General features: G+C 63.0%; 28 protein-coding genes and 1 tRNA gene. 12 read left to right on the top strand and 17 right to left on the bottom strand.

The features are described from left to right. Positions 1-172 precede the first annotated feature (172 nt). The 3 genes from ACWTU9_RS04040 to ACWTU9_RS04030 all read left to right on the top strand — a co-directional run bounded on the left by ACWTU9_RS04040 (position 173) and on the right by ACWTU9_RS04030 (position 3,488). Positions 173-709, top strand: a complete 537-nt coding sequence (locus tag ACWTU9_RS04040) for a sigma-70 family RNA polymerase sigma factor (protein WP_455857196.1) — start codon at positions 173-175, stop codon at positions 707-709. A 1-nt stretch (position 710) separates the two neighbouring features. Continuing rightward, complete coding sequence (locus ACWTU9_RS04035; protein WP_454573248.1) at positions 711-1,349, top strand: NrsF family protein; 639 nt, start codon at positions 711-713, stop codon at positions 1,347-1,349. 204 nt (positions 1,350-1,553) lie between these two features. Continuing rightward, positions 1,554-3,488 (top strand): PAS domain S-box protein, encoded by a 1,935-nt coding sequence (locus ACWTU9_RS04030; protein ID WP_455857195.1) that lies wholly within the window; start codon positions 1,554-1,556, stop codon positions 3,486-3,488. Positions 3,489-3,515: 27 nt separating this feature from the next. Here the strand turns inward: ACWTU9_RS04030 and ACWTU9_RS04025 are convergent, their stop codons facing one another. The 7 genes from ACWTU9_RS04025 to ACWTU9_RS03995 all read right to left on the bottom strand — a co-directional run bounded on the left by ACWTU9_RS04025 (position 3,516) and on the right by ACWTU9_RS03995 (position 8,939). After that, positions 3,516-4,394 carry a 3-hydroxybutyryl-CoA dehydrogenase gene (locus tag ACWTU9_RS04025; RefSeq protein ID WP_181061792.1) on the bottom strand — a complete coding sequence of 293 codons (879 nt, stop codon included), beginning with the start codon at positions 4,392-4,394 and terminating at the stop codon, positions 3,516-3,518. Between the two features lie 121 nt (positions 4,395-4,515). Then, positions 4,516-5,445 (bottom strand): electron transfer flavoprotein subunit alpha/FixB family protein, encoded by a 930-nt coding sequence (locus tag ACWTU9_RS04020; protein ID WP_455857194.1) that lies wholly within the window; start codon positions 5,443-5,445, stop codon positions 4,516-4,518. 23 nt (positions 5,446-5,468) lie between these two features. Then, a complete protein-coding gene (locus tag ACWTU9_RS04015; protein WP_455857193.1) occupies positions 5,469-6,218 on the bottom strand; it encodes an electron transfer flavoprotein subunit beta/FixA family protein in 750 nt (249 codons plus the stop codon). Positions 6,219-6,423: 205 nt separating this feature from the next. Continuing rightward, the gene (locus tag ACWTU9_RS04010; protein ID WP_455857192.1) at positions 6,424-7,224 is read right to left on the bottom strand and encodes a rhomboid family intramembrane serine protease; all 801 of its coding nucleotides are present in this window, start codon (positions 7,222-7,224) and stop codon (positions 6,424-6,426) included. A 31-nt stretch (positions 7,225-7,255) separates the two neighbouring features. Next, positions 7,256-7,837, bottom strand: a complete 582-nt coding sequence (locus ACWTU9_RS04005; protein ID WP_454573252.1) for a cob(I)yrinic acid a,c-diamide adenosyltransferase — start codon at positions 7,835-7,837, stop codon at positions 7,256-7,258. Between the two features lie 19 nt (positions 7,838-7,856). Next, positions 7,857-8,048, bottom strand: coding sequence for a twin transmembrane helix small protein (locus ACWTU9_RS04000; protein WP_454573253.1), 192 nt, complete (start codon positions 8,046-8,048; stop codon positions 7,857-7,859). Positions 8,049-8,072: 24 nt separating this feature from the next. Then, positions 8,073-8,939, bottom strand: a complete 867-nt coding sequence (locus ACWTU9_RS03995) for an SDR family oxidoreductase (protein WP_455857191.1) — start codon at positions 8,937-8,939, stop codon at positions 8,073-8,075. A gap of 60 nt (positions 8,940-8,999) precedes the next feature. Between ACWTU9_RS03995 and ACWTU9_RS03990 the strand changes: the two genes are divergently transcribed. Further along, positions 9,000-9,848 carry a YihY/virulence factor BrkB family protein gene (locus ACWTU9_RS03990; RefSeq protein WP_455857190.1) on the top strand — a complete coding sequence of 283 codons (849 nt, stop codon included), beginning with the start codon at positions 9,000-9,002 and terminating at the stop codon, positions 9,846-9,848. A 63-nt stretch (positions 9,849-9,911) separates the two neighbouring features. On the opposite strand, the gene ACWTU9_RS03985 is transcribed toward ACWTU9_RS03990, so the two are convergent. Continuing rightward, entirely contained in the window at positions 9,912-10,817 is a 906-nt protein-coding gene (locus ACWTU9_RS03985) for a DMT family transporter (protein WP_455857189.1), read from the bottom strand. A gap of 223 nt (positions 10,818-11,040) precedes the next feature. Between ACWTU9_RS03985 and ACWTU9_RS03980 the strand changes: the two genes are divergently transcribed. Beyond that, positions 11,041-11,328 carry a hypothetical protein gene (locus tag ACWTU9_RS03980; RefSeq protein ID WP_454586175.1) on the top strand — a complete coding sequence of 96 codons (288 nt, stop codon included), beginning with the start codon at positions 11,041-11,043 and terminating at the stop codon, positions 11,326-11,328. Here ACWTU9_RS03980 and gluQRS read toward each other — a convergent pair. Next, a complete protein-coding gene (gene gluQRS / locus ACWTU9_RS03975; RefSeq protein WP_455857540.1) occupies positions 11,323-12,204 on the bottom strand; it encodes a tRNA glutamyl-Q(34) synthetase GluQRS in 882 nt (293 codons plus the stop codon). The two genes, ACWTU9_RS03980 and gluQRS, sit on opposite strands and share 6 nt — an antisense overlap. A gap of 75 nt (positions 12,205-12,279) precedes the next feature. Here gluQRS and ACWTU9_RS03970 point away from each other — a divergent pair, with 75 nt between their 5' ends. Both ACWTU9_RS03970 and ACWTU9_RS03965 read left to right on the top strand, forming a co-directional pair. Continuing rightward, positions 12,280-12,921: a DNA-3-methyladenine glycosylase family protein gene (locus ACWTU9_RS03970; RefSeq protein ID WP_455857188.1), complete on the top strand. Its 642-nt coding sequence runs from the start codon at positions 12,280-12,282 to the stop codon at positions 12,919-12,921. 228 nt (positions 12,922-13,149) lie between these two features. Next, positions 13,150-13,707: an HNH endonuclease gene (locus ACWTU9_RS03965; protein WP_008874122.1), complete on the top strand. Its 558-nt coding sequence runs from the start codon at positions 13,150-13,152 to the stop codon at positions 13,705-13,707. A gap of 162 nt (positions 13,708-13,869) precedes the next feature. Here ACWTU9_RS03965 and ACWTU9_RS03960 read toward each other — a convergent pair whose 3' ends face one another. Then, the gene (locus tag ACWTU9_RS03960) at positions 13,870-14,388 is read right to left on the bottom strand and encodes a disulfide bond formation protein B (RefSeq protein WP_455857187.1); all 519 of its coding nucleotides are present in this window, start codon (positions 14,386-14,388) and stop codon (positions 13,870-13,872) included. 61 nt (positions 14,389-14,449) lie between these two features. After that, positions 14,450-15,034: a YqaA family protein gene (locus ACWTU9_RS03955; RefSeq protein ID WP_454573261.1), complete on the bottom strand. Its 585-nt coding sequence runs from the start codon at positions 15,032-15,034 to the stop codon at positions 14,450-14,452. A gap of 205 nt (positions 15,035-15,239) precedes the next feature. Between ACWTU9_RS03955 and ACWTU9_RS03950 the strand changes: the two genes are divergently transcribed. After that, a tRNA-Leu gene (locus ACWTU9_RS03950) sits at positions 15,240-15,324 on the top strand. A 91-nt stretch (positions 15,325-15,415) separates the two neighbouring features. Further along, positions 15,416-15,592, top strand: coding sequence for a hypothetical protein (locus ACWTU9_RS03945; RefSeq protein WP_455857186.1), 177 nt, complete (start codon positions 15,416-15,418; stop codon positions 15,590-15,592). On the opposite strand, the gene ACWTU9_RS03940 is transcribed toward ACWTU9_RS03945, so the two are convergent. Continuing rightward, positions 15,589-15,837, bottom strand: coding sequence for a hypothetical protein (locus tag ACWTU9_RS03940; protein WP_455857185.1), 249 nt, complete (start codon positions 15,835-15,837; stop codon positions 15,589-15,591). The genes ACWTU9_RS03945 and ACWTU9_RS03940 overlap by 4 nt on opposite strands. Positions 15,838-16,747: 910 nt before the next feature. Here ACWTU9_RS03940 and ACWTU9_RS03935 point away from each other — a divergent pair. From ACWTU9_RS03935 to ACWTU9_RS03925, 3 genes are all read left to right on the top strand, one after another. Then, a complete protein-coding gene (locus tag ACWTU9_RS03935; RefSeq protein WP_455857184.1) occupies positions 16,748-17,665 on the top strand; it encodes an MBL fold metallo-hydrolase in 918 nt (305 codons plus the stop codon). Between the two features lie 141 nt (positions 17,666-17,806). After that, on the top strand, positions 17,807-18,559 hold the full coding sequence (locus ACWTU9_RS03930; RefSeq protein WP_455857183.1) for an SDR family oxidoreductase: 753 nt from the start codon (positions 17,807-17,809) through the stop codon (positions 18,557-18,559). A 63-nt stretch (positions 18,560-18,622) separates the two neighbouring features. Continuing rightward, entirely contained in the window at positions 18,623-18,805 is a 183-nt protein-coding gene (locus ACWTU9_RS03925; RefSeq protein ID WP_455857182.1) for an alpha/beta fold hydrolase, read from the top strand. A gap of 29 nt (positions 18,806-18,834) precedes the next feature. On the opposite strand, the gene ACWTU9_RS03920 is transcribed toward ACWTU9_RS03925, so the two are convergent. From ACWTU9_RS03920 to ACWTU9_RS03900, 5 genes are all read right to left on the bottom strand, one after another. Then, positions 18,835-19,323, bottom strand: coding sequence for an RrF2 family transcriptional regulator (locus ACWTU9_RS03920; protein ID WP_455857539.1), 489 nt, complete (start codon positions 19,321-19,323; stop codon positions 18,835-18,837). Positions 19,324-19,444: 121 nt separating this feature from the next. Next, positions 19,445-20,602 (bottom strand): YVTN family beta-propeller repeat protein, encoded by a 1,158-nt coding sequence (locus ACWTU9_RS03915; RefSeq protein ID WP_455857181.1) that lies wholly within the window; start codon positions 20,600-20,602, stop codon positions 19,445-19,447. 105 nt (positions 20,603-20,707) lie between these two features. Then, complete coding sequence (locus ACWTU9_RS03910) at positions 20,708-21,988, bottom strand: GNAT family N-acetyltransferase (protein ID WP_455857180.1); 1,281 nt, start codon at positions 21,986-21,988, stop codon at positions 20,708-20,710. After that, positions 21,988-23,391, bottom strand: coding sequence for a lipopolysaccharide biosynthesis protein (locus ACWTU9_RS03905; RefSeq protein WP_455857179.1), 1,404 nt, complete (start codon positions 23,389-23,391; stop codon positions 21,988-21,990). Before ACWTU9_RS03905 ends, ACWTU9_RS03910 begins: the two co-directional genes overlap by 1 nt. Positions 23,392-23,660: 269 nt before the next feature. Then, the gene (locus ACWTU9_RS03900) at positions 23,661-24,161 is read right to left on the bottom strand and encodes a hypothetical protein (RefSeq protein WP_455857178.1); all 501 of its coding nucleotides are present in this window, start codon (positions 24,159-24,161) and stop codon (positions 23,661-23,663) included. Between the last annotated feature and the right edge of the window lie 35 nt (positions 24,162-24,196).

Genomic DNA, 24,196 nt, shown 5'->3' with positions numbered 1-24,196 from the left:
TTACGCCTGCACCTACCAATACCTGATTAGCATAGTCAACATTGGCGGGCTGCTTCAATCGGTCGCCGCCCCCGCAAACTTTCGTGATTTTGCGGCACTTTGGCTTGGACATTATTTCGTTGGCCACGTAACAAATCAGCGCCGAGGCGCGAAGATCGGGGAGTGAACTCTTGTGAGCGGCAAGGATGAGGCCGAGCTTTCCCGGCTGATGCGGGCCGCGATCGCGGGAGATGAAAGGGCTTACGCCGACTTTCTGCACCGGATCGCCGCGCTTGTTCGCGGCTTTGTCAGGCGCAAGATCGTACAGGGCGGGGTCGATCCCGAGGATGTCGTGCAGGAAACCTTGCTGGCCATTCATGTGAAACGGCATACCTGGCGCCAGGACGCGCCGGTGCTGCCGTGGATCTATGCGATTGCTCGCTTCAAGCTGATCGATGCCTTTCGGCGGCGCGGACGGCGTATCGAGATCGAGATCGACGAGATAGCCGAAACTTTTGCCGAGCCGGAAGCCGAGACCGTCAGCGAACGTGACATCACCAGAGCGCTGGACGGTCTGCCGCCGGCGCAGCGTTCGGTTGTCTCGGCCATATCGGTCGATGGCCGCTCGATCGGCGAGACGGCGGCCAAGCTCGGCGTCAGCGAGACGGCGGTCAGGGTATCGCTGCATCGCGGGCTTGCCGCGATCGCCAAACGTTTCGGGCGGCAGTGACATGAGAACCGAAGATCTCATCAAGGCGCTTGACGCTGACGTGCGCAGCAAGGCGATGCCCCTGCGCTCGGCCTGGTGGATGGCGGCGGCTGCCGCTGCGGTGATCGCCGCGGTGGTCTTCTTCCTTACCATTGGTCCGCGCCCCGACATCATGATCGCAATGCACACGGTGCGGTTCCTGGCGAAATTCGTCTTCACGCTGGTGCTGGCCGCCACAGCCTTCGCACTGATCCGGGCACTGTCGACACCGGGCGCTTCGACGGCGAGAGCGGCAGCCTGGATGCTTGCGGCGCCGCTGCTTGTGGCCGTGGCCGTGGCTCTCGAACTGTTCATGGTGCCGGAGCCGATGTGGAGCACGCGCATGGTCGGTTCCAACATGATGATCTGCATGGGGTTCATCCCGCTGATCGGCATCGGGCCGCTTGCCGTATTCCTGTGGATGCTGCGCTATGGCGCGCCGACACGGCCGGTGCTTGCAGGCGCGGTCGCGGGCCTGCTAGCCGGGGGGCTGGCGGCGACCTTCTACGCCGCGCACTGCTTCGACGATTCGCCGCTTTTCGTCGCCACCTGGTATACGCTCGCGATCGCAGTCCTCGCCGGGCTCGGCGCGCTCGGAGGAAGGTTCTTCGTGCGCTGGTAACCGGGCCGACTGAGATCGCCGGCAATAATCACCGATCCTTAATCATGCCGGCAATTGTTTGCGGGCTAACCGTGTTGCCGATGGCTCTGGCGCAACCTTTCCTTAAAATCGATCATCCAAGATTTTCCGCAGAAATGTGTTGCGCACGGGGTGGCATGCACAGTGACGCGATGGAAACGAAAAAGCCTGCGGGCTGACAGTCACGTGGCTTTGGTGCTCGCGGCCGGCGGTTTTTGCGCCGTCGTCGTGGCGATGCTGCTGTCGCGGCTCGACGTCAGCGCCGAAGTGCTCAAGCTCTGCCTGCTGATATCGGTGCCGGTCGCCGCCGTGGCGCTGATCCTCGCCGCCCTGTTCATTTACCGGATACTGGACGACCGCCGGCAGATCGCCGAGAGCGAGCAGCGCTTTCGTCGCGCCATGGAGGATTCGGCGATCGGCATCGCCATCGTCGGCCTCGATGGCCGTATCCACGAAACCAATCCGGCCTTCGCCGCCATGCTCGGCTACAGCAAGGCAGAGATCGAGGCGCTCACCTTCTTTCAGATCACGCATCCCGATGATGTGCAGATCGGCCGCGAGACGATGGACGGCATACGGGCGGGCACCACCAACGCCTTCCAGTTCGAAAAGCGCTACCTCAAGAAGGACGGCACCCCGGTGTGGGCGCATCTTGCCGGTTCCGTCATCCGCGACGAGAAGAGCGGCCGCCCGCTCTACCTCGTCTCGCAGATCGAGAATATCGACGCGCGCAAGCAATCCGACGCGCGCATAGCCGAAGCCGAAACGCGCTGGAACTTTGCCCTGGCCAGTGCCGGACAAGGCGTCTGGGATCTCGACATGCGCAAGGGCGGCACCACCTACTCCGCCACCTGGGTGAAGATGCTGGGCTATGCCGATGGCGAACTGGACGGCGATCCCGACCGCTGGCTGGAGATGATCCACCCCGACGACCAAGAGAAGGTGGCAGAGGCCGATCGCGCCCATCTGGAGGGCAAGACGCCGTTTTTCGAAGCCGAGTTCAGGATGCGTCACAAGGATGGCCACTGGATCTGGATCCTCGATCGCGGCAAGACACTCGAGCGCGACAGCGAAGGCCGGCTGATCCGGGCCATAGGCAGCTTGACCGACATCACCCAGCGCAAGCAGACCGAGGAAAGCCTGATTGTGTCGGCAGCGGCGCTGGCGGACGAGAAGGAGCGGTTGAGGGTGACACTGCAGTCGATCGGCGACGCCGTCATCTGCACCGATGCCGCCAACCGCATTACCTTCATGAACCCGGTCGCCGAAAAGCTGACCGGCGTTGCCGGCGCCGAGGCGCTCGGCAAGACGCTTGGCCATGTCTACTGGGCAGTGGACGAGGAAACCGGGCAACGAATCGGCATGACGCGGCCGGCGCTCGGCGTCGCCAGCCCCGCCGATCAGAACAGCCGCGCCGTCCTTATCCGCCGCGACGACACGCGCTGCAGCATTCGCCAGGTGGTGTCGCCGATCATGAACGAACGCCAGGAGTTCTGCGGCCTCGTCATTGTCTTCCAGGATTTCACCGATGCGCGCGCCTTGCAGCGCCAGCTGGCCTACGCCGCCGCGCATGACGCGCTCACCGGCCTCGCCAACCGCTCAAGCTTTATCCGCACCATGGAAGAGCTGGTCGACCAGAGCCGCAAGGCCGGCGCGGCAAGACCTGCGGGCGAGCATCATTTCATGTTCATCGACCTCGATCATTTCAAGCTGGTCAACGACACTGGCGGCCATGCCGCGGGTGACGCCCTGCTGAAGCGGGTTGCCGACGCCATTCGCGGTGCGCTTGGGCCGGAGGATATCGTCGCCCGGCTCGGGGGCGACGAATTCGCGGTCATCCTTAAATCCGGATCGAGCCCCGGCGCCAGGATTGCCGCGCGCTCGATCATCGACGCCATCCGCAGCCTGCAGTTCACCTGGGACGGCCGGCCGCATGCGATCGATGCCAGCATCGGTTTGGCGCCGATCCGTGCCAGTAGCGGTGAAGTCGACGAGATCATCGCCCGTGCGGATGCCGCCTGCTATGCGGCCAAGGCCGCCGGCCGCGGCTGTGTTTCCGTGGCAGCTGAAGACAATGGGTCAAAGGACCGGGCCGGGCCGCCGCTCGCGGCGGCGTCCTGAGGCAGCGCTGGCTCTTCGTTCTGGTGGTTAGCGCGTCGGAACCGGGTGTTCGCCGCGATAGTCGTAGAAGCCGCGTCCGGTCTTGCGGCCAAGCCAGCCAGCTTCGACATATTTCACCAGCAGCGGGCAGGGGCGATACTTCGAGTCCGACAGGCCGTCATGCAGCACCTGCATGATCGACAGGCAGGTGTCGAGGCCGATAAAATCGGCCAGCTGCAGCGGTCCCATCGGATGGTTGGCGCCGAGCTTCATGGCGGTGTCGATGGCGTCGACCGAGCCGACACCCTCGTAGAGCGTGTAGATGGCCTCATTGATCATCGGCAACAGGATGCGGTTGACGATGAAGGCGGGGAAATCCTCCGAGACGGTGATCGTCTTGTCGAGTTGCTTCACATAGGCCTTGGCGGCCTCGAAGGTCTGGTCTTCGGTGGCGATACCGCGCACCAGTTCGACCAGCTTCATCAGCGGAACCGGGTTCATGAAATGTATGCCGATGAACCGCTCGGGACGGTCGGTCTGCGCGGCCAGCCGGGTGATCGAGATGGAAGAGGTGTTGGTCGCCAGGATCGCTTCGGGGTTTAGCTGCGGACAGAGCTGGGCGTAGATCTTGCGCTTGACCGTCTCGTCCTCGGTCGCCGCTTCGATCACCAGATCGGCACCAGCGAGATCGGCCATGGCGGGAGCCGCCGAAATGCGCGCCATCGCATCGTTGCGCAGCTTTTCGTCAAGCTTGCCGGAGCCGACCTGGCGGGCCATGTTGCCGCTGACGGTGGCGATGCCCTTTTCGATTCGGTCGGGAGAGACATCGTAGATCAGTACCTTGTAGCCCGAAAGCGCCGACACGTGGGCGATGCCGCCGCCCATCTGGCCCGCGCCGATGATGCCGATCGTCTCGATCTTGGCCATTTACTGCGATCCCGTCGAAAAAGGCCTTTGCGGCCTGCTTTTTGTGCAGTGCAAACTAAAAGGGTGGGGCAGCTTCGTCTACCCCACCCCTTTACAATTTAATACGCTTTGGCAGAGAGCGTCAAAGCGCCTTTTGCAGCTCCGGCAGGATGACGAAAAGGTCGCCGACCAGGCCGTAATCGGCAACCTGGAAGATAGGCGCCTCCTCGTCCTTGTTGATGGCGACGATGACCTTCGAATCCTTCATGCCGGCAAGGTGCTGGATGGCGCCGGAGATGCCGACCGCGATGTAGAGATCGGGAGCCACGACCTTGCCGGTCTGGCCGACCTGCCAGTCGTTGGGGGCATAGCCGGCATCAACCGCGGCACGGGACGCGCCGACGGCGGCGCCGAGCTTGTCGGCGACGGGCAGGATGACTTCCTGGAATTTCTCCGAGGAACCGAGCGCACGGCCGCCCGAGATGATGATCTTGGCCGAGGTCAGTTCCGGACGGTCGTTCTCGGACAGTCTGTTCTCGACGAAGGAGGAGAGGCCGGGATTGGCCGCCGCCTTGACGGTCTCGACCGTGGCCGAGCCGCCCTCGGGCGCCGCCTGGAAGGAGGCGGTGCGCACGGTGATAACCTTCTTGGCGTCGGTCGACTGCACGGTCTGGATGGCGTTGCCGGCATAGATCGGCCGCTTGAAGGTATCGGGCGAAACCACTTCGATGATCTCGGACACCTGTGCGACGTCGAGCAGGGCAGCGACGCGCGGCGCGACGTTCTTGCCCGAAGAGGTCGCAGGCGCAATGATCGTGTCGTAGGCGCCGGCCAATGAGACAACGAGTGCCGCAGTCGGTTCGGCGAGGCGCTCGGCCAGTTCGTCGGCCTCGGCGAGCAGCACCTTGCTGACGCCCTTCAGCTTGGCGGCGGCGTCGGCAGCGCCCTTCGCGCCCTTGCCGGCAACCAGCACATGCACGTCCGAGCCGATCTGCAGCGCCGCCGAGAGCGCCTTGGCGGTCTGGTCGGAAAGCGTTGCATTGTCGTGTTCGGCGATGAGGAGAATGGTCATTTGTCTGTTCCTTTCCCGATCGCTTACAGCACGCCGGCTTCGTTTTTCAGCTTGTCGACCAGTTCGGCGACGCTCTTGACCTTGACGCCAGCCTTGCGGCCGCTCGGCTCCTCGGTCTTGACCACTTTGAGGCGCGGCTTGACGTCGGCGCCATAGTCGGCCGGGCTCTTTTCGTCGAGCTGCTTCTTCTTGGCCTTCATGATGTTGGGCAGCGAGGCATAGCGCGGCTGGTTGAGGCGAAGGTCGGCGGTGACGATGGCCGGCATCTTCAGCTCCACCGTCTGCAGGCCGCCGTCGACTTCGCGCGTCACCTTGGCCTTGTCGCCGTCGAGCACGACCTTGGAGGCGAAGGTGCCCTGCGCCCAGCCGAGCAGGGCGGCCAGCATCTGGCCGGTCTGATTGGAATCATCGTCGATCGCCTGCTTGCCGAGGATGACGAGGCCGGGCTGTTCCGCGTCAACGACGCCCTTCAGCACCTTGGCGACGCCGAGCGGCTCGGTCTGTTCGTCGGTCTTGACCAGGATGGCGCGGTCGGCGCCCATGGCGAGCGCGGTGCGCAGGGTTTCCTGCGCCTGCTGCGGGCCGATCGAAACAACGATGATCTCTTCGGCCTTGCCGGCTTCCTTAAGCCGGATCGCCTCTTCCACCGCGATCTCGTCGAACGGGTTCATCGCCATCTTGACGTTGGCGAGTTCGACCGCCGAACCATCGGCCTTAACGCGAACCTTGACATTCGCATCCACAACCCGCTTCACGGGCACAAGGATCTTCATTTGCCTGTCACCTCTCCTGAGATATTCGGGCGCGCTATAGCAGCGTGCGCCACTGCAGAGTTGTCGAAAGCCGACATTCCTGACTGAATTCCGGCCAAACGGAATTCTGGCCGAACGGAATTCTGATCATCTGCCGCCTAACGGTGGCGCCCTCCGTAGTTGCGGTGACCTTGCGCGTCAATACATGTGCGCCACTCAAATCGGTTCAGTCCTGACCGGAAGCGCCACCGCGGCCCCAGTGCGTCGCCGGTTGCGTGGGCGGGGGATCGGCTGGCGACAGCCCGGTGGAAACGGCCGGCTGATCGGCGGGCTCCGGTTCGTCGTCATCGCCGGCAAGTAGAGGCACGCCCCGGCTGCGCATAATGAGCACCAGCATGCCGCCGGCGATGATGCCGCCAATATGGCAGGCCCAGGATATCTGGTTTTCGCCGCCGGCGGCAAACATCACCACCTGGAAGCCGATCCACAGGATCAGCGGAATGAAGGCCGGGATGCGCAGCGGAATGCGGGCAAAGACCAGCACCCACACCTTCACCCGGGGATAAAGGACCAGATAGGCGGCGACGACCCCGGCGATGGCGCCGGAGGCGCCGATCAGCGGCACTTGCGAATCCCAGGCGACGAGCCCCTGGAAAGCGGCTCCGGCGATGGCGCACAGCAGGTAGAAGATGAGGTAGCGGATGTGGCCGAGCGCGTCCTCGACATTGTCGCCGAACACCCACAGGAACAGCATGTTGCCGCCGAGATGGAAGATATCGGCATGCAGGAAGGCATAGGTGAGGTAGCTCAGGCTCTCCGGAATGACGACGAATTCAGGTGAGAGCTCTGCCGTGTTGTGGACAACCGAAGGAATGAAGCCGAGACCGAGCACGGCTGCGTTGTTGAAATTTTCGCCACCGATCGTGGTGATGAGAAAGACCAGCGCATTGGCCACGATCAGGCAGATCGTCACATATTGCAGCCTTATGTGGCGCAACCTGTTGGTGTCGTACAGCGGGATGAACATGTCCCAGGCCCTCGTCCGCTTTCGAGAAAATTCAGCGGTTCTTGCCGGGCACCCATAACACGTCGGCATTTCCGTTGTCATTGACCGCACGGGCGGCCACGAACAGAAAGTCCGAGACGCGGTTGATGTATTTCAACCCCTCGCGATTGACGTGCTCAGCCGGGTTCTGCGCCAGTGACACCATGATACGCTCGGCCCGTCGCGCCACGGTTCGGGCGAGATGCAAAGCGGCGGCCGCCGGCGTACCGCCGTTGAGCACGAAGGATTTCAGTGGCTTAAGCTCCTTGTTGAGGAGGTCGATGTCTTTTTCGACGCGGTCGGTCTGCGAGGCGATGATGCGCAGCGGCTCGTAGCCGAGCGGCTTGCCGTCATCGGGAACGGCGAGATCGGCGCCGAGATCGAACAGGTCGTTCTGGATGCGGGACAGCATGGCGTCGATGGCCGGATGGCTAGCCGCCGTGTGCAGGCGGGCGATGCCAATGCAGGCATTGGCTTCGTCGACCGTGCCATAGGCATCGACGCGCAGGTCGGATTTCAGCCTGCGCTCACCGGTGCCGAGGCCGGTGGTGCCGTCGTCGCCGGTGCGGGTGTAGATCTTGTTGAGCTTGACCACGCTCTGTCCCCCAATGCCGTCACTTGCGGGTGAAATACACCACCAGAAGGATCAGCGCCAAGGCCAGGGCCTGCAGCAGCACGCGCGCCTGCATCAGCTTGTTCGATGTCACGCTGGAGCCGCCGCGCATCATGTTGATGAGGCCGCGTATAAGCACAATCAGCACGGCTGCCATGGCGAGAGCGACGAGAATTTTCAAGCTAGTTGCCATGGTCTGTTCCCAGTTCTGTTGCGGTCAGGCGCGTCTGGCCAGAACGCGGTAGAGCATCGATGCCGGCAGGATGCGCTTGAGCACCACGCCGACCTTAGCCGGCACTGTTACCACATAGTGCGGGCGCGGGCGCCGCGACAGAAGTGCATGGCGCAAAGCCGCATAGACCACCTCCGGCCCCTTTTTCAGCCGTGACTTGCTGCCGCCGGCCCTGAGCCGCGCCAGTTGCGCGGCATAGGCGACGCGGTGGACTGAAGTCTCGTGATCGATGTTTTTCAGAAACCAGAACAGCCCATTGCTGGCGATTTTCGACGTCACTGGCCCCGGCTCGATCAGCGAGACGTGGACGCCGCTGCCGATCAGTTCCTGGCGCATGCACAGCATCAGGCCTTCCAATGCGTGTTTGGAGGCCGCATAGGCGCCGCGAAAAGGCACCGGCGTCAGGCCGAGGATCGAGGAGCAATGGACCAGGCGACCGTGCCCCTGGAGGCGCATCACCGGCACGATGCGCTGGGTGAGGTCGTGCCAGCCGAAGAAATTGACCTCGAACTGCTCCCGCAAAGCCGCAACGGGCAAGTCTTCGACGGCGCCGGGCTGGGCATGGGCGCCGTTGTTGAACAGGGCGTCGAGGCGTCCGCCAGTACGCTCCAGCACCGATGCCGCAAGGGCTGCGATGGAGTCCGGCTCGCGGTAGTCGAGGTAAAACGCCTCGATGCCGTCGGCCTCGAGCATGGCGATGTCTTCAGGCTTGCGCGCCGTTGCGAACACGCGCCAGCCATCGGCCTTCAGCGCCCGGGCGCAATAGGCGCCGATTCCGGACGAGGCGCCGGTGACGATGATGGTGCGCAACTCTTTCGCCGGCGGGATCGTGGTTTGAGCAAGGGTTGCCATTTGACACAATCCCTTCCCATATTCGCGGCGTCGAGACAATCGAAGGGAACGCGGCTCTTGATGCGGAATATCGTCGTGCTGCGCCGCGTGCTCTATGACGCGCTCGGCCATTTCAACACCGACGACGGCTGGGCTATGGCCAGCCATCTGGCGATCACTTCGCTGATGGCGCTGTTTCCGTTCCTGATCTTTGCAACCACACTGGCGAGTTTCCTCGGCGCGCAGGCGTTCGCCGATACCGCCGTGCATCTGGTGTTCGACACCTGGCCCGAGCAGATCGCCAAGCCGATCGCACGCGAAGTGCTCAACGTGCTGACCGTGCGGCGCACCGACCTTTTGACCTATGGCGTGTTGCTGGCCGCCTATTTCGCCTCCAACGGCATCGAGGCGCTGCGCACCTCGCTCAACCGCGCCTACCGGGTCGCCGAGACGCGCGGCATTATCTACCGGCGGGTGCAGAGCATTTTCTTCGTGTTGATCGCCACGGCAGGGTTCCTGGCGATCAGCCTGCTGCTGGTCTTTGCGCCCTTACTGGCGCGGCTGGCGGAAGCCCATTTCGAGTGGATCAAACCCTATACCGGCACGATCACGCTGTGGCGCTACGTCATCGCCTCAGCGGTCATCATCGGCGGGTTGTTTGCTGTGCATTACTGGCTGCCGGCGGGCAAGCGCCGCTTCGTCTCACTGGTGCCTGGCATCGTTTTCACCCTGGCCGCATGGCTTATCGGCTCGACGATGTTTGCAACCTACCTCGACCATTTCTCGTCCTATGTGACGACCTATGCGGGGCTGGCCTCGATCATGATCGCAGTGGTCTTCCTCTATATGCTGTCGGCGATCTTCATCCTCGGCGGCGAACTCAACGCCGCGATCAGCCGCTTTCTCGAAGCGCGTGCCCGGGTCGGATGAGTCGATACCGGCCGGATTGAGGAACTGGAGAACTGGAGAAGGAGCACACAGCGCCAGATTTCCTCAGGTTCCCCAGTTCTTCAATTCCTCAGTTCTCCCCTTGGCGGGCCGAGCCGTGGCCAGGCCAACGCCGAACGTCGCGATGGCCATGCCGACAATCTGTACGACGCTGAGCTGTTCGCCGAACAGCGCCCAGGCGATAACAGCGGTGACGGCCGGCACCAGGTAGAACAGCGAGGCGACTTTCGACATCTCGCCGTCGCGGATCATCACCATCAACAGGAAGATGGCGCCGATCGACAGCACCAGCACCAGCCAGGCCATGGCAAAGATCAGCTCACCATTGATGATGACCGTGTGTGTTTCGAAGGCGAGCGAAGCCAGGATCATCAGGGCACCGCCGCCGATATACTGCCACATCGTCGCTGCCACCAGGTCGCCGCCCGAGGCATAGCGCTTCTGCCAGATGGTGCCGGCGCTCATGCCCAGCACCGAGACCAGCGAAGCGGTCAGCGTTTCCGGCGTAACGCCGCCGCCGAGCGCGCCGAGCTTCGGCCACAGCACGATGACAACGCCTACGAGTCCGACAGCGAGGCCGGCCCAGTGGCGTGGCAGGATGGCCTCGCCGAGGAACTTGCCGGCAAGCACGGCGGTGATCAGCGGCTGCAGGCCGACGATCAGTGCCGACAGCCCGGCCGGCATGCCCCTGTGGATCGCCCAGAACACCGCGCCGAGATAGACGCCATGCATAAGGATGCCGGCGATGGTGGAGTGAAGCGCTTCGGCCCTTGTGGCTCGCTTCGAGCCAAGCACGAGCATCAGGCCGGCGAGCAGCAAGGCGGCGATGACAAAGCGCACCGCCAGGAAAGTGAAGGGTTCAGCCCAGGGCATGGCATAGCGCGCGCCGATGAAGCCGGTCGCCCACAACACGACGAAAGAGGCGGGGATGAACCGCTTGAGACTGTACATTTTGGGGAAGCCATTTCGCGTCCGGGAGGAGGCCCAATTGGGTGAAGAGTCAACTACGGCAATTGCTCTAATGCGGTTCAATCCGGCAAGCAAAGCGAAACAATTGATCCATAAGCTTGTTGGAATGTAATGGGTGGCCGAATTCACAGGGCGTCGTCGGGGGCAATCGACTTCTGTCGATCGATCCGGCGACACCGCGTTTCGGCTTCGACGGGGAGCGCGCATGCTGTTGCATCTCGACACCAGCTGGCTGTTGATGACGGTTGCGAGCGTGGCCGTGTTCGGCTTCTTCTTCGGCTCGGCGCTCGACGCCATCATGCAGGAGGACGGCTTTGGCTCGACCGGCAACACGCTGCTGTTCACGCTTGGCTTTTTCGTCGCGATCATGGTCGCGAACGAGCATGGCATCGTCCTTAGAGATCTGAAGCTCGCGGTTGCCTGGGGACTGGGCGGTGCCTTCGCGTTTATCGGCGCGTTGGCGCTGCTCAAGGCGGGGCTGGCACGGTTATAGCCAGAGACCGACGAGTTGCCTGACATCGTCCGGCGAAGCGCCGGCCTGCCTGAGCGCGGCAAGGCCGGTGTCGCCAAAACTTTTCGACAGTTTACGCCCGTCCGGTCCGAGCACGAGACGGTGGTGGAAATAGTCCGGCCGGCCGAGGCCGAGCAGTTCCTGCAGCAAGCGCTGGATGCCGGTCGCGGAATACAGATCCTGGCCGCGCACGACATGGTTGACGCCCTGCAGCGCGTCGTCGACGACGACGGCCAGGTGATAGCTGGTCGGGGTGTCGCGACGCGCGAGAATGACGTCGCCCCAGTCCTGCGGCCGCGCCTCTATAGTTCGCGTCGCCGATAACGTCTCGTCGGTGAATTCGCGCCAGGACAAATCCGTGCCGACGCGCGCCCGCGCCGCTTCGACGTCGAGACGCCAGGCGAAGGGCGCATTGTCGGCGATCCGGCGGTTACGTTCGCTGATCGGCAGCGCCTTGTCGGCGGCGGGATAGAGCGGCACGCCGTCGGGGTCGCGCGGCCAGTCGCGGCCGCGCTTTTCACTGTCGGCGATGAAGGCCCTGATCTCGCCACGGCTCATGAAGGCGGGGTAGACGAGTTCCTCGCGGATCAACCGGTCGAGCACAGCCTGATAGTCGGCGAAGTGCTCGGCCTGACGGCGCACCGGTCGTTCCCATTCGAGGCCTAGCCATTCGAGATCACGAAAAATGCCGGCCTCGAATTCCGGCGTGCAGCGGATCGTGTCGATGTCCTCGATGCGCAGCAACAGGCGGCCGCCGGCGGCCTTTGCCAGCTTTCGGTTGAGCAGCGCCGAATAGGCATGGCCGAGGTGCAGTTCGCCATTCGGGCTCGGCGCGAAGCGGAATGTCAGGAGCGTCATCTCTGAGGCGGCAATCCGGTTGTGCAGCGGTTTTGCCAATTGCTACTTTGCTGTTCATCGGCGGACAAGGATACCATGCAACGCATCGCGACACTGGACGACATTGCGCGGGGGCTGGATGCGCTCTGCACAATCGACCCGCGCCTGGAAAAGGTGCGCGGCATGGCCGGCGAGGTGCCGTTGCGGCTGTCGGAGCCGGGGTTTCGTAGCCTTGTCTCGATCATCGTTTCGCAGCAGGTCTCCCGCGCCAGCGCCGATGCCATTTTCGGCCGGCTGGTGAAGCTGGTCGATCCGTTGACGCCGCAGGCCGTCCTTGCCGCCGGCGAGGACACGTTTCGCGAGGCCGGGCTGTCGCGGCCAAAGCAGCGCGGCCTGATCGCGATTGCCCAGGCCGTGGCCGACGGGCTTGACCTGCATCACCTCTGCTCGCTCGACGCCGAAGAGGCGATCGCGGCCATGACAGCGGTACCCGGCATCGGTCCGTGGACGGCGGAAGTCTATCTTCTGTTCGCCGCCGGCCACCCCGATATTTTTCCCGCGCGCGACGTCGCGCTGCAGAGCGCGGTTGGCCATGCGCTTGGCATCGAGCCGCGTCCGCCGGAGAAAACACTCATCGCTCTGGCCGAATCATGGAGCCCGTGGCGAGGTGTCGCATCGCGGCTTTTCTGGTCCTATTATCGCGAAACCAGGGGCAGGGACGCCGCGCCGCCGGCCTGAAACCGCAAAAAAGCATGAAAATCCTGCATTTTTGCCGCTTTTGGCAAGCGACAATCCGCTTCACATCCCTGTCATGTCGGGCTTACAGTATCCGCGCCGATCGGTTACCGCGCCGCGCGTCCAGTGGATGCGCAAAGGACGCGGTAGAGCTTTTGAAGTTGCACATGATCCTTTCCGAAAATCGACTTCGATTTTTGGGGTCATGTGCGAAACGAGGAGGTCAAAAAGGTGACGGTTGCCGTATCTCCGGATGGGCTTCCTGCGCTGGTGCTGAATGCGGATTATCGTCCGCTCAGCTATTACCCCTTGTCGCTCTGGTCCTGGCAAGACGCCATCAAGGCGGTGTTTCTCGATCGGGTCAACATTGTCGCCGAATACGAGCATGCGGTGTCTTCGCCGACCTTCTCGATGAAGCTGCCCAGCGTCGTCAGCCTGAAGGCTTATGTGAAGCCGTCGAGGCATCCAGCCTTCACCCGCTTCAACGTCTTCCTGCGCGACCGCTTCCAGTGCCAGTATTGCGGTACGCCCGAGGATCTGACCTTCGATCACGTCATCCCGCGCCATCGCGGCGGGGCGACGACATGGGAGAATGTCGTTGCCGCCTGTTCGCCCTGCAATCTCAGGAAGGGTGGCATGATGCCGGCGCACGCCAAGATGTGGCCGCTGCAAAAGCCCTATCAGCCGACCGTGCACGATCTGCACAACAATGGCCGGCTGTTTCCGCCCAACCATCTGCATGAAAGCTGGATGGATTATCTGTACTGGGATGTCGAACTCGAACCTTGAGATCGTTCGAGAATTCGGGAGGCAGGCCGTCTGGAGCAATTGTCTGCGCTTCCGATGCTCACGTACTTGCGTACGCTCCGCTTCGGTTCTCGACAATCACTCCATACGACTCAGCCTGCCGAATTCTTTAGAACGATCTCGCGTCGGCGCTCTTGCGCTCTATCAGTCCTTGGCCAGCGCGCCACGGAAGGCGACGGCGGCGAGGATGAAGCTGGCGATGGCGTTCCAGCCGGCCAGCGACAGGCCGAGGATGCGGAGTGCTGCCTTGTCGCAGGACGGCGGCACGAATTTGTCGAGCGCGTCGAGCACGCCCTTGCCGCCGGTGTCGACCGGGCCGGCGCCGGCGGTGCAGTCAGCCGGGCCCTGCCACCAGGCCCATTCGACGCCCGAGTGATAGACGCCGAGATAAAGGCCATAGAGCATCAGCAGGCCACCGATGGCGAGCAGGCCGCGCGTCAGCCATGCAGGCGCGCTGAGCATCGAGGCGATCACGGCCAGAAGCATCAGCGGGGCGCCGATGTAATAGGGCGTGCGCTGCTCCAGGCAGAGATGGCAGGGGATGTAACCGCCAATGTGCTGGAAGGCGAGCGCGGAGCCGACAGTGGCGGCCATGGCGACGGCGAGAAACAAGGCGGTGCGCGTCCGCTGGCGTCCGGTGTCGGCAGTCATCGTAGCTGTCATGTTTCGTCCGTTGAATTCGCCGTCCGCCGGCATGTTCTGAACCACCGCCCGCCTTGGGCGGTCAGAAGGCGTATTTGACCACGATATAGAGCAAAATCAGGGCGGCGGCGCCGGCGCCGACGATCAATCCCAAACGCTTCTCGATGAATTCCTTGATCTCTTCGCCATAGCGGCGCAGCAGCCAGGCAAGAAGCAAGAAGCGAGCGCCGCGCGCCAGGATGGCCGAGATGATGAAGACAACAAGATTGACGTGAAGGGCGCCTGCCAGAATGGTGACCACTTTCATCGGCGGCAGGTGGGCGGCACCGGATGTGACGAGCAGCACCAGCATCAGCCCGGTGCCGGACGACTGCCACCTCTCGAACGTGTCGAGGCCGCCGAAGTGCTCCAGCATCGGCCGTGCTATCGTGTCGTAGGCATAGTAACCGATGAGCCAGCCGGCAATGCCGCCCAGCACGGACGCAACAGTGGCGGTCAGCGCGTAGCGATAGGCGCGTTCGGGCCGTGCCAACGCCATGGGCAGATACAAGACGTCGGCAGGTATGAAAAACACCGAGCTTTCGACGAAGGCGATGAAGGCCAGCCACCATTCGGCGGATTTGCGGGCCGCAAGCGACAGGGTCCAGTCGTAAAGTCCGCGAAGCATCGGCTCTCCTAATGCATGTCGCCCAGACGCAACGCGCTTTGATGCGAGCCTGTCTAGAAAGATTTTCCGCGCCGCACAATGGCAGGAGCTTCATGAAACCGAAAGGCGGGCTTTTGCCGCAAGCAGGGCACGGCGGCGCATTTGGCCTGTTGACGAACAGGCCTCCAACCGTATAGTCCGCGCCCATCCAGGCCGTCCGGCCTGAGCCCCTATGGCGGAATTGGTAGACGCGCTCGACTCAAAATCGAGTTCCGCAAGGAGTGCTGGTTCGATCCCGGCTAGGGGCACCATTGACCACTGACAAGCCCAGTAATCGCAAGGCGTTCAAGGGCTTAGACGTCCCCCGAGGTACATCCTAGAGGTACATCAAGGGATCCAACAATGAGCAGCGTGATCGTGGAACATTGGCAAGAGCGCAAGAGCAAGAATCTGGGCAGTTCCAGCTATCGCTACCGGCGCGTCGAACGGCTGTTGCCGGGGATGGCTGAGGAGATCGCCGCAGCGTTGCCCGTCAGGTTCGTTGAGGTCGGCGCAGAAGGGGGAACAGGCCACTCTTAATACTTCGGTGGCCCCCTGTAGATACACCAGAGCGGATACGCCACAAGACCGAGCAGGATTGCGATCAATCCACCCCAATAAAAGAGCGGGTGTTGGATCCGATCTATGAGATAGATGCCACTGCCATAGATTGCGGCGATGCCTTTCCCCGTCCAAAGGGAGGTGGCCACGGCAATACCACCAATCAGGATCTCTGCTATGAGAATGCCCTTGAGGATTGGTGAGTGCCTACTGCTTCCGGCCATAGGTGTTTCCCCCTGTAAGCGCCTATGCCTGCTATGGCGATCGCGAGGTTGGCGGCAGCGAGCGCTTTGTAAGCCCATGGCAGCGGATGATCATTCATATAGATACCCCCGATAGGCACCAACCGTTGCTGTCGTACCCATTCCATTCACCACGGCTAACACGGCTTGGTTGCACCAGAGTTAAGCGGGCGGCTTGACCCGAGGTACATCGCCGGATACCCGTTGAGGTCCATTGAGACTATCGGACTTCGGGGGCGACATGCCCATAAGGTATTGTTGTTGCTGATAGATTATTCGGTCTAAGCGCTGGTTCGATCCAACCCCAGTACCCTGGTTAGGGGCACCATATCTTTTGATGTCTCCCGACAATTTGAATGGCCTTGATGCGGTTCGATAGGCCGCATTCCGCTCGTCACGCAACCAGTCTGCAAACACGAGTCTGGGACAGCGCGGCGGTCTTCATCCCGCTGGGGATTAGAATGGCCTGCAGGGGCTGCGAGGAGCCAAACGCGGTTCGAAACGTCTCGCCGAAGCCTGCCAGCGGCCTGCCGCAGCGGCGCCTGCAGCGAATGATAATACCGGTATTTCGCGCGCTCCGGCCCTAACCCAACGGGCTGTCATAGGTTCCGCAACAGCCGAAGGCCACAAATCCACACGACAGGGATCTTCGTCCAAGGCCTCCTGAGCGGGGAGTTTTGGCACGTCATGCCCCATTCCGCCGATTGAGCCGAAAGGGCTTTACTTTTCGGAAATTACGGATATTTTGTATCCATAAGGATACTAGATATCCTTAATTAGATAGAGCCGCGACCAGCACCTGAAACCACGTCCGCATGGGTGGCTGCGAACGGGGTACGAAACATTGCCGGTGGAGCCGGCCTCCGTTCCAAACCGGTCAAAGGAGATAAGCATGAACCTGAACAACACCCCCCAACCCGGCAGGGCGGTACCCGAAGAGCTGGTTCCGTCGCGCTACGCGGTACGGGTCGGAGAGATTGACGTGCTGGTGATCAGCGATGGAGTGCTACCGCTGCCAACCAAAATGCTGGGCCATAACGTGGAGACCGCCGTGCGGACAGCCTGGCTGGACGAGATGTTCCTGCCGCCGGACGCTTTCGACTGGTCGCTGAACGCGGTCGTGGTGCATAGCGGCGCGCAGACCATACTCATCGACGCCGGGCTGGGGTTGGACCCTAACCTGAACCTGCCGCGGGCCGGGCAGTTGATCAAGCGGCTGGAGGCCGCCGGCATAGATATCTCGTCCGTGACCGACGTGATACTGACCCACCTGCACATGGACCACGTTGGCGGGCTGCTCGTCGACGGGGTGAAGGAGCGCCTGCGTCCGGATCTGCGGGTCCACGTGGCGGCTGCCGAGGTCAAGTTCTGGGTATCGCCCGATTTCTCCCACGTGGTCATGCCGACAGGGTTCCCGGACGCGCTTCGGGCGACCGCCACCCGGTTCGTGAAAGAGTTCCGCAGCCAGCTGCAAACGTTCGATGACGAATACGAGGTAGCGCCGGGTGTGGTCGCCACGCGCACCGGCGGCCATACACCCGGGCACAGCGTGGTCCGGGTGGCATCCGGCGGCGATCGCCTGATGTTCGCCGGCGACGCTGTGTTCGCGGTCGGGTTCGAACATCCCGACTGGTACAACGGCTTCGAACACGACCCCCAAGAGGCAGCCCGCGTTCGGGTCCGTCTTCTGACGGAACTGGCGGAGACCGGAGCGTCACTGGTGGCCACCCACCTGCCTTTCCCATCCGTCGGCCGGGTGGCGGTCGACGGCGATGCTTTTCGTTGGGTGCCGGCTTTCTGGGACTACTGACCGCTTGTTGGATTAAGATCGAACCGGCGCGCGGAGGCTTCAAGGCCGCGCCCCGGTCGGCCGTCGGCCACAACCAAACCCTTTGCCCCCGGACGTGTCGAACGACGCGCGTCGCACGGGCTGCAAAAACGGAGACAGTCTATGAAAATCGTCATCATCGGCGGAACCGGCCTGATCGGTTCCAAAACCGCCGAACGCCTGCGCAAGCATGGCCATGAAGTAATTGCCGCTTCGCCGAACACCGGCGTCAACACCATCACCGGCGAAGGCCTCGCAGAGGCGCTCAAGGGAGCCGAGGTGGTGATCGACCTGGCAAATTCACCGTCTTTCGAGGACAAGGCCGTGCTCGAATTCTTCCAGACGTCGGGCCGAAACCTGCTTGCGGCCGAAAAGCAGGCCGGCGTAAAGCATCACGTTGCGCTTTCCATCGTCGGCACCGATCGCCTGCCCGACAGCGGCTATCTGCGAGCCAAGGTGGCTCAGGAAAAGATCATCCGGGAAGCCGGCATTCCCTACACGATCGTGCGTTCCACGCAGTTCTTTGAATTCCTCGGCGGCATCGCCCAGGAGGGTACGGTCGGCGATACGGCGCGCCTGGCGACGGGCTATCTTCAGCCGATCGCCTCCGATGACGTGGCCGACTTCGTAACGGACGCAGCCCTTGCCGCACCGGTCAACGGCATCATCGAGATTTCTGGGCCCGAGCGCGAGCGACTCTGCGATTTCGCCGCCCGTTATCTCAAGGCGATCGGCGACAAACGCACCGTTATTGGCGATCCGGAGGCGCGCTATTTCGGCACCAAGCTGCAAGACGGTTCCCTGGTCTCAGACAAGAACCCTCGCATTGGCCGCGTCGGCTTCGATCAATGGTTCGCCACAACAGCCAGAAGGTGACCCACATGCACCTGCCGTATTCAACGGCGCGACAACGGCGCTTTTGCCAGGCGGCCGCTGAAGATGCCCGTTCTTGGTCTTGGCGCGTCGGGAGGATTGGGGGATACGATCGGGATCGTGCTGCGTAACGTCGCAAGCAAGGTGAAGACGGTTATCATCGCGGATTCGGGCCACTGGATCGCGGAGGAACAGCCGAAGCAGGTGATCGCGGCGTTGACCGCTTTCATCCCGGCGCCGCCGAGTTGAACCGCGCCGTCGGCCGCAACGAAGCGCGCTCATCCCGCCCGGTCCAGGACCCATTCAAAAGTGTCGTTCCATAGTGCAGGAAGCGTTTCCCGCGACAGCGTCTCCACCAGCTCGGCGAGGGTGACGCTGCGCAGTTTCTGGCGCCAGGCTTCGTCGGCTTCCCCCATGATGCGCGCCACTGCGCACGGGCCGCTGTCGCAATGACCCTTTGGGCGGCAGGGGTTGTTGGCGCGGATGTTTGCGCAGATGAAGGTCTGCGCTTTGCCTTCCACGGCCTCCACGATATCTAGGAAAGTCATTTTGGCCGGCGGTCTTGCGAGGCGGTAGCCGCCCGACGGACCCAGCGTCGAATGAACAAGCCCGGCCTGAGACAGAGACTGCAATGCCTTGGAAAGATATTCCTTCGGAAGCCCGTGCAATTCCGCCAATGCCTTGGTCGACAGATAGCGCCCCTCCGGCAGGCCGGCGAGGATGGCGCAGCAATGCAATGCCCACTCGACTTGGCTCTTTAGAATCATAAATCCGTTCCGAAAGTGGGAAGTCAATTCATAATACGGATATTAAATATCCCTATTTTGACCGCCTGTAAACGCGGGGTAAACCCTCCCGCTTCCAAGAGCCGCCGAGGTGGCGCGACGCCTACCGCATATTTCCCGTATGGCCCTGCGAATACCGTCCTGGCTGCGGCCAGACCGTCAGGCCGTGCGGCTCGGCGCCGACGCGGGATTTGGTGACCGCTCCTGATGTCGTGTCGATCATGTAGGCGGCGCTGTCGAAGCGGCCGGACAGCCATAGTTGTTTGCCGTCGGCGCTGACATTGCCCATGTCGGGGCTGCCGCCGCCGGGGATCGGCCAATGCGCTACGACCGCGCGGGTTGCGAAGTCGATCACCGTGACGCTGCCCGGACCCTTTGCCGTGCCCTGCTCCATCTTGTGCGAGCCGCGATTCGACACATAGAGCCGCTTGCCGTCGCGGCTGACGACAAAGCCATGAGCCCCGATGCCCGTCGGGATGAAGCCGATTTCCTTGAAACTGTCGCCGTCGACGAGGAAGACGCCGTCATTCATCATGTCGGCTATATAGAACACCTTGCCGTCGGGCGAGAGGCGGATGTCCTGCGGCATGCCCATTTTCGAGAAATCGAGATGGCCGAGCACCTTCTGGTTCTTCAGGTCGATCTTGGCCAGCCCGCCATTGCCGTATTCGCAGGTGAAGATCGCGTAGGAACCGTCGACCGAGAAATCGGCGTGGTTGATGCCGGCGCAGGTCGGTGTCGGCAGGCTCGACTTCAGCGCCATGGTGTGTGGGTCGCGGAAATCGAGCTGCTCCATGGCTTCGTCGACGATGATGGCCGCGCTGCCATCCGGCATGAAGTACAAATTGTAGGGATCGTCCACCGCGATCTGCGGGCCGGGCTTGCCGGTCATCGGATCGATCGGCGTCAGGCTGCCATTCTTGCCTGTGCCATTGTTGGCGACCCAGAGCGTCTTCAGGTCCCAGGACGGCACGACGTGCTGCGGTTTGCTGCCGACCGGAAATCTGTCGACTTCCTTCAGGGTCATGGTGTCGATCACCGTGACGCTGTTGGAGGAGCGGTTGGGCACATAGACGCGCGGCAGTGCGCCCAGCGTGGCCGGGCCGAGATGGCCGGCGCCGGTGTGGCTATAGATGTTGGTGGGCGGCGCGGGCTCGCTGCAGTCCTCGGGACAGCTATCGGCCCAGGCTCGAGCGGGCAGCAGTGCAAGCAGGAGGACGGCCGCACAGGGACCGGCGTGACGCAAAAACGTTTTGATCATTGGATGCTTGTCGTGAAGGTCGGCAGAAATTGCCGCCGCGACCCATAGCTTGGGTTTTGCCATTGATCCAGCGGCTTTTCTCAAGGCTCCCGCGGGGTGCACGGCCTAGCGTCGTCCCAGCAGACTCTTCATGCGGTTGCGCAGGATGCGCGCCATGTTGCGGGTCTCGCGGTAGAGATGCAGCTGCGAGGCGGCCTGGCGGGCGAGGCGGTCGGCATCCGGCGTCAGCCCGATCACCAGCGATCCCATCGGCTTGCGCTCGCTCCACAGCCGGCTCATCACCGGATGGTCGGGCACCGCGCAGGAATCGGTCATCATGATATTGGGGTCGTCGAGATGCTGTCTGGTCACCTCGATCATCAGCAGCGTGCCCGGCGAATAGGTGGCCAGCGTCTCGTCGTAGGCGGTCTTCCAGGTGTAGGCGACGCCGGCCTCGACGAAAACGACCAGGCAAGCGATGGTGCGGCCGTCCAGAGTCAGCGAATGGATGCGGCACATATCGTGTTCGGCCAGCCGGTGCACGGCCTCGCGGGCGAAGGCGGCGCGGTAGCGGTCGATGGCCATGGCGGTGCGCTCGCGGCCCTTCCAGCCGGCGGCCTCCAGCGTCAAAAAACTTTCGATGGCGTAGCGGATCTCGTCGGGGCCACGCGCCACGATGTGTTCCAGTTTGCCGAGATCGCCCAGGCGCCGCTTCAGGCGGCGGAATTCGCGATAATGATGCGCGCGCAGCGATGCCTTCAGATAGGCTTCGCCGTCGGCCTCACTTTCGAGCACCGGCCGGTCCGCCTTGCCGGTGGTGACCATCGTCAGACCGCGCGTCTCGGCAACGGTGGCAAGCACGCTGGCCAACGGGCCGTCGAGCCTTATGTCGGGCAGCACGAAGACTTTCGGCAGCTTCAGGTGCGGCCGCGACAGCATGCCGAAGAAATCCTCGACGACGCCGATCGGGTCGTCATGGTCGACCAGCGGTGTGCCGATCGGGCCGAACGGGCTCGACCATGTGCGCATGACCGGAACGCCGAGCGGCACGGCTGGCCGTTCGACCGAGAACGGCACCAGCAGCCGCAGCCGGTTGCGGTATTCGTCACCGTCGCGGATCACCGCCAGCCGCACCTCGCGGTCTTCCAGCCGGGGCATGGCCGGCGCCAGGAAGCGCGGGTTGAAGAACACGTTGGGCTCGACCGTGCGGGTACAGAGAAAGTCGAGTTCCTCGACCAGGTCGAAGCCGGCCGAGGCCGGATAGACCGCGAGCTTGCGCTGCGGCCGGTTGTTGGCGGGGATTTCGAGATGCGCCGGATCGGCATCACGCGCCAGGCCGGCAAGGCCCGACACCATGGCGCCGGCAGTACCGCCACTGGTTTCCTCGATCAACGGGATGGCGGCCATCAGGCGGCTCGCTTGGCTGCGGGAACGAAGATCAGCATGACGATACCAAGCTTGCGCCAGACGGTGAAGGACAGAGCGCTGGCCTCGAAGACCATGGCAAGGCTGGTGGCGATCGCGGCCCCCCACAGGCCGAAAAGCGGGATCAGCACTATGTTGAGACCGATGTTGAAGGCCAGCGTCATGGCGTAGACGGCGGCACAGATGTTCTGGTTGCCGCTCATCGTCAAAAGGCTTTCGCAAGGGCCGACAGCGGCGCGCGCCACGACGCCGAACACCAGCAGGAACAGCAGCGGGTAGCCGGCGGTGAACTCAGGGCCGAACAGCACCAGCATGGGCTCGCCCAGCGCCAACACCAGCAGTGCCATCAGCAGCGACGGCCAGAACGTCCACGACACCGTCTCGCGGGCGAAGGCGGCGAGCTTTTCCGGTTCGCCGTGGGTGAACTGCGCATAGCGCTGGGCAACGCCGGCCTTGACCGAGAAATAGACGAAATGCACCAGCGCCAGCGTCTTGACGGTGGCGAAATAGACGGCGACGTCGTTGGGTTGGAGATAGGCGCCGACCATCAGCACGTCGGCGTTGGTAAGGAGGAAGAAGAAGCTTTCGACCAGGAAGATCGGCAGCGAGACGATGAACCACACGCCGAAATGCACCTTCATCGGCCCGGCCGGGATATTCTTGCCCATGCGCGAGGTGACGCCGATGAGCTGGCCAAGCGTGGTGGCGTAGGTGGCGGCGATCGAGGCGAAGATCGCCGTCCTGGCATCGGGCGCATAGCCCATCGCCAGCATCAGCGCCATCAGCACCAGGATCAGCACCGGCCGCATGAGGTAGGTCGGCGACAGCGCAAACAGCGCCCAGGAATTGGCCCGCGACTGGCCTTGCAGCAGGTCGCCCATGGCGATCATCGGCAGGCAGAACAGGCCGAGGATGAAGGGGATGACATAGTAGCTCTCGATCCAGTCCGAGCACAGCCAGACGCCCAGTGCGCCAAGTCCAGCGATTGCGGTTGAGGCAATCAGCACGAACAGGCGGCTGGCGACCACGATGCCGCGCAGTTCGGCCAGCATGTTGCGTTCGCGGTATTCGGGGATGAAGCGGATGACCGAGGTATGGAAGCCGAGGCAGGCCAGGTTGCCGACGATGACCATCGTCACCCAGACGAGGACGAAGATGCCGTATTCGAACGAGCCCATCCAGCGGGCCATCAGCACCTGGCTGATGAAGGCGATGACGGCGCTGACGATGCGGATGGCAAAGGCGATCAGCGACATGCGCCCGGCTTCGCCGCGCTCGTCGGCGGTGAACAGCACCGCATCGATGCGGCCAAGCAACGGCCCCACGCGCAGCGCCAAGCGCTGCGGCAAGAACCGCCCGGCCGTCGTCGCCGCGGAAAAGCGCACCCCGATGTCTCTCCGTTTTCCGCTTCGTTTCAAGGTTTTCGGTGTATCGGAAACACCTTAAGAAAGGGTGGGTGGGTGCGGGTGCACAGAGCGGGCAAGCACAGTCGCATGTGCAAGGTACGTCGCTCGTCGTGCTCGTGCAAAACAGAAGGCGAGCGAACGCCGGGGAAGACTGGGGAGCCGGTCGGCGTGCGCTCGCCCCTCCCCCCGCCAAGGGGGAAGGCCAGGCACCGGGGTTTGTCCGGTGCCGAGGTGTCGCATGGGGAGCGTTACATCCCCTTCATCGCATCGCACGACACTTTGGGGTTCATGTCGGCGAAGGCGCCGGTCGGGTTCTGTTTCCAGGCCCAGACATGCAGTTCGTAGAACGGGCCGAGGCCGTAGCGGTTGGGGGCGCTGTTGAAGTTGAACAGCTGGCCTTCGAGCGAGGCCGGCCCCTTCGAGGTGATGTATTCGACCGCTATCAGCTTGAGGCTGCCGTCGGCCATCGGCTCGTACATCACCGCCTCGGGCTTGGCGACATCGACGGCATCGTCCTTGAGATAGGCGCCGTTGACATAGTGGATGCCCATGGCGCCGCCGGTGATGCCGCTGGCGCAAGGGATCGGGGCGTAGCCTTCGGCTGTGGCGGCTGCCACATTCTCGAAGCGGCTGTTGGCGTCGCGCACCTTTTCGGCCAGCGGATTGCCGTCGCGCGCCTGGGCGGTGCCGGCCGCGATCGAGATGGCGGCCAGGGCCGCAAAGCGTGTCGTCCAAAGAGTTATGGTCATGGTGTTTAGTCCGTTTGTTGAGGCGACGGCGGCCG

This window comes from Mesorhizobium sp. 128a, from assembly GCF_053848025.1.
Note: the sequence above shows the minus strand (reverse complement) of the source record. Positions and strands in the feature narration are given on the sequence as shown.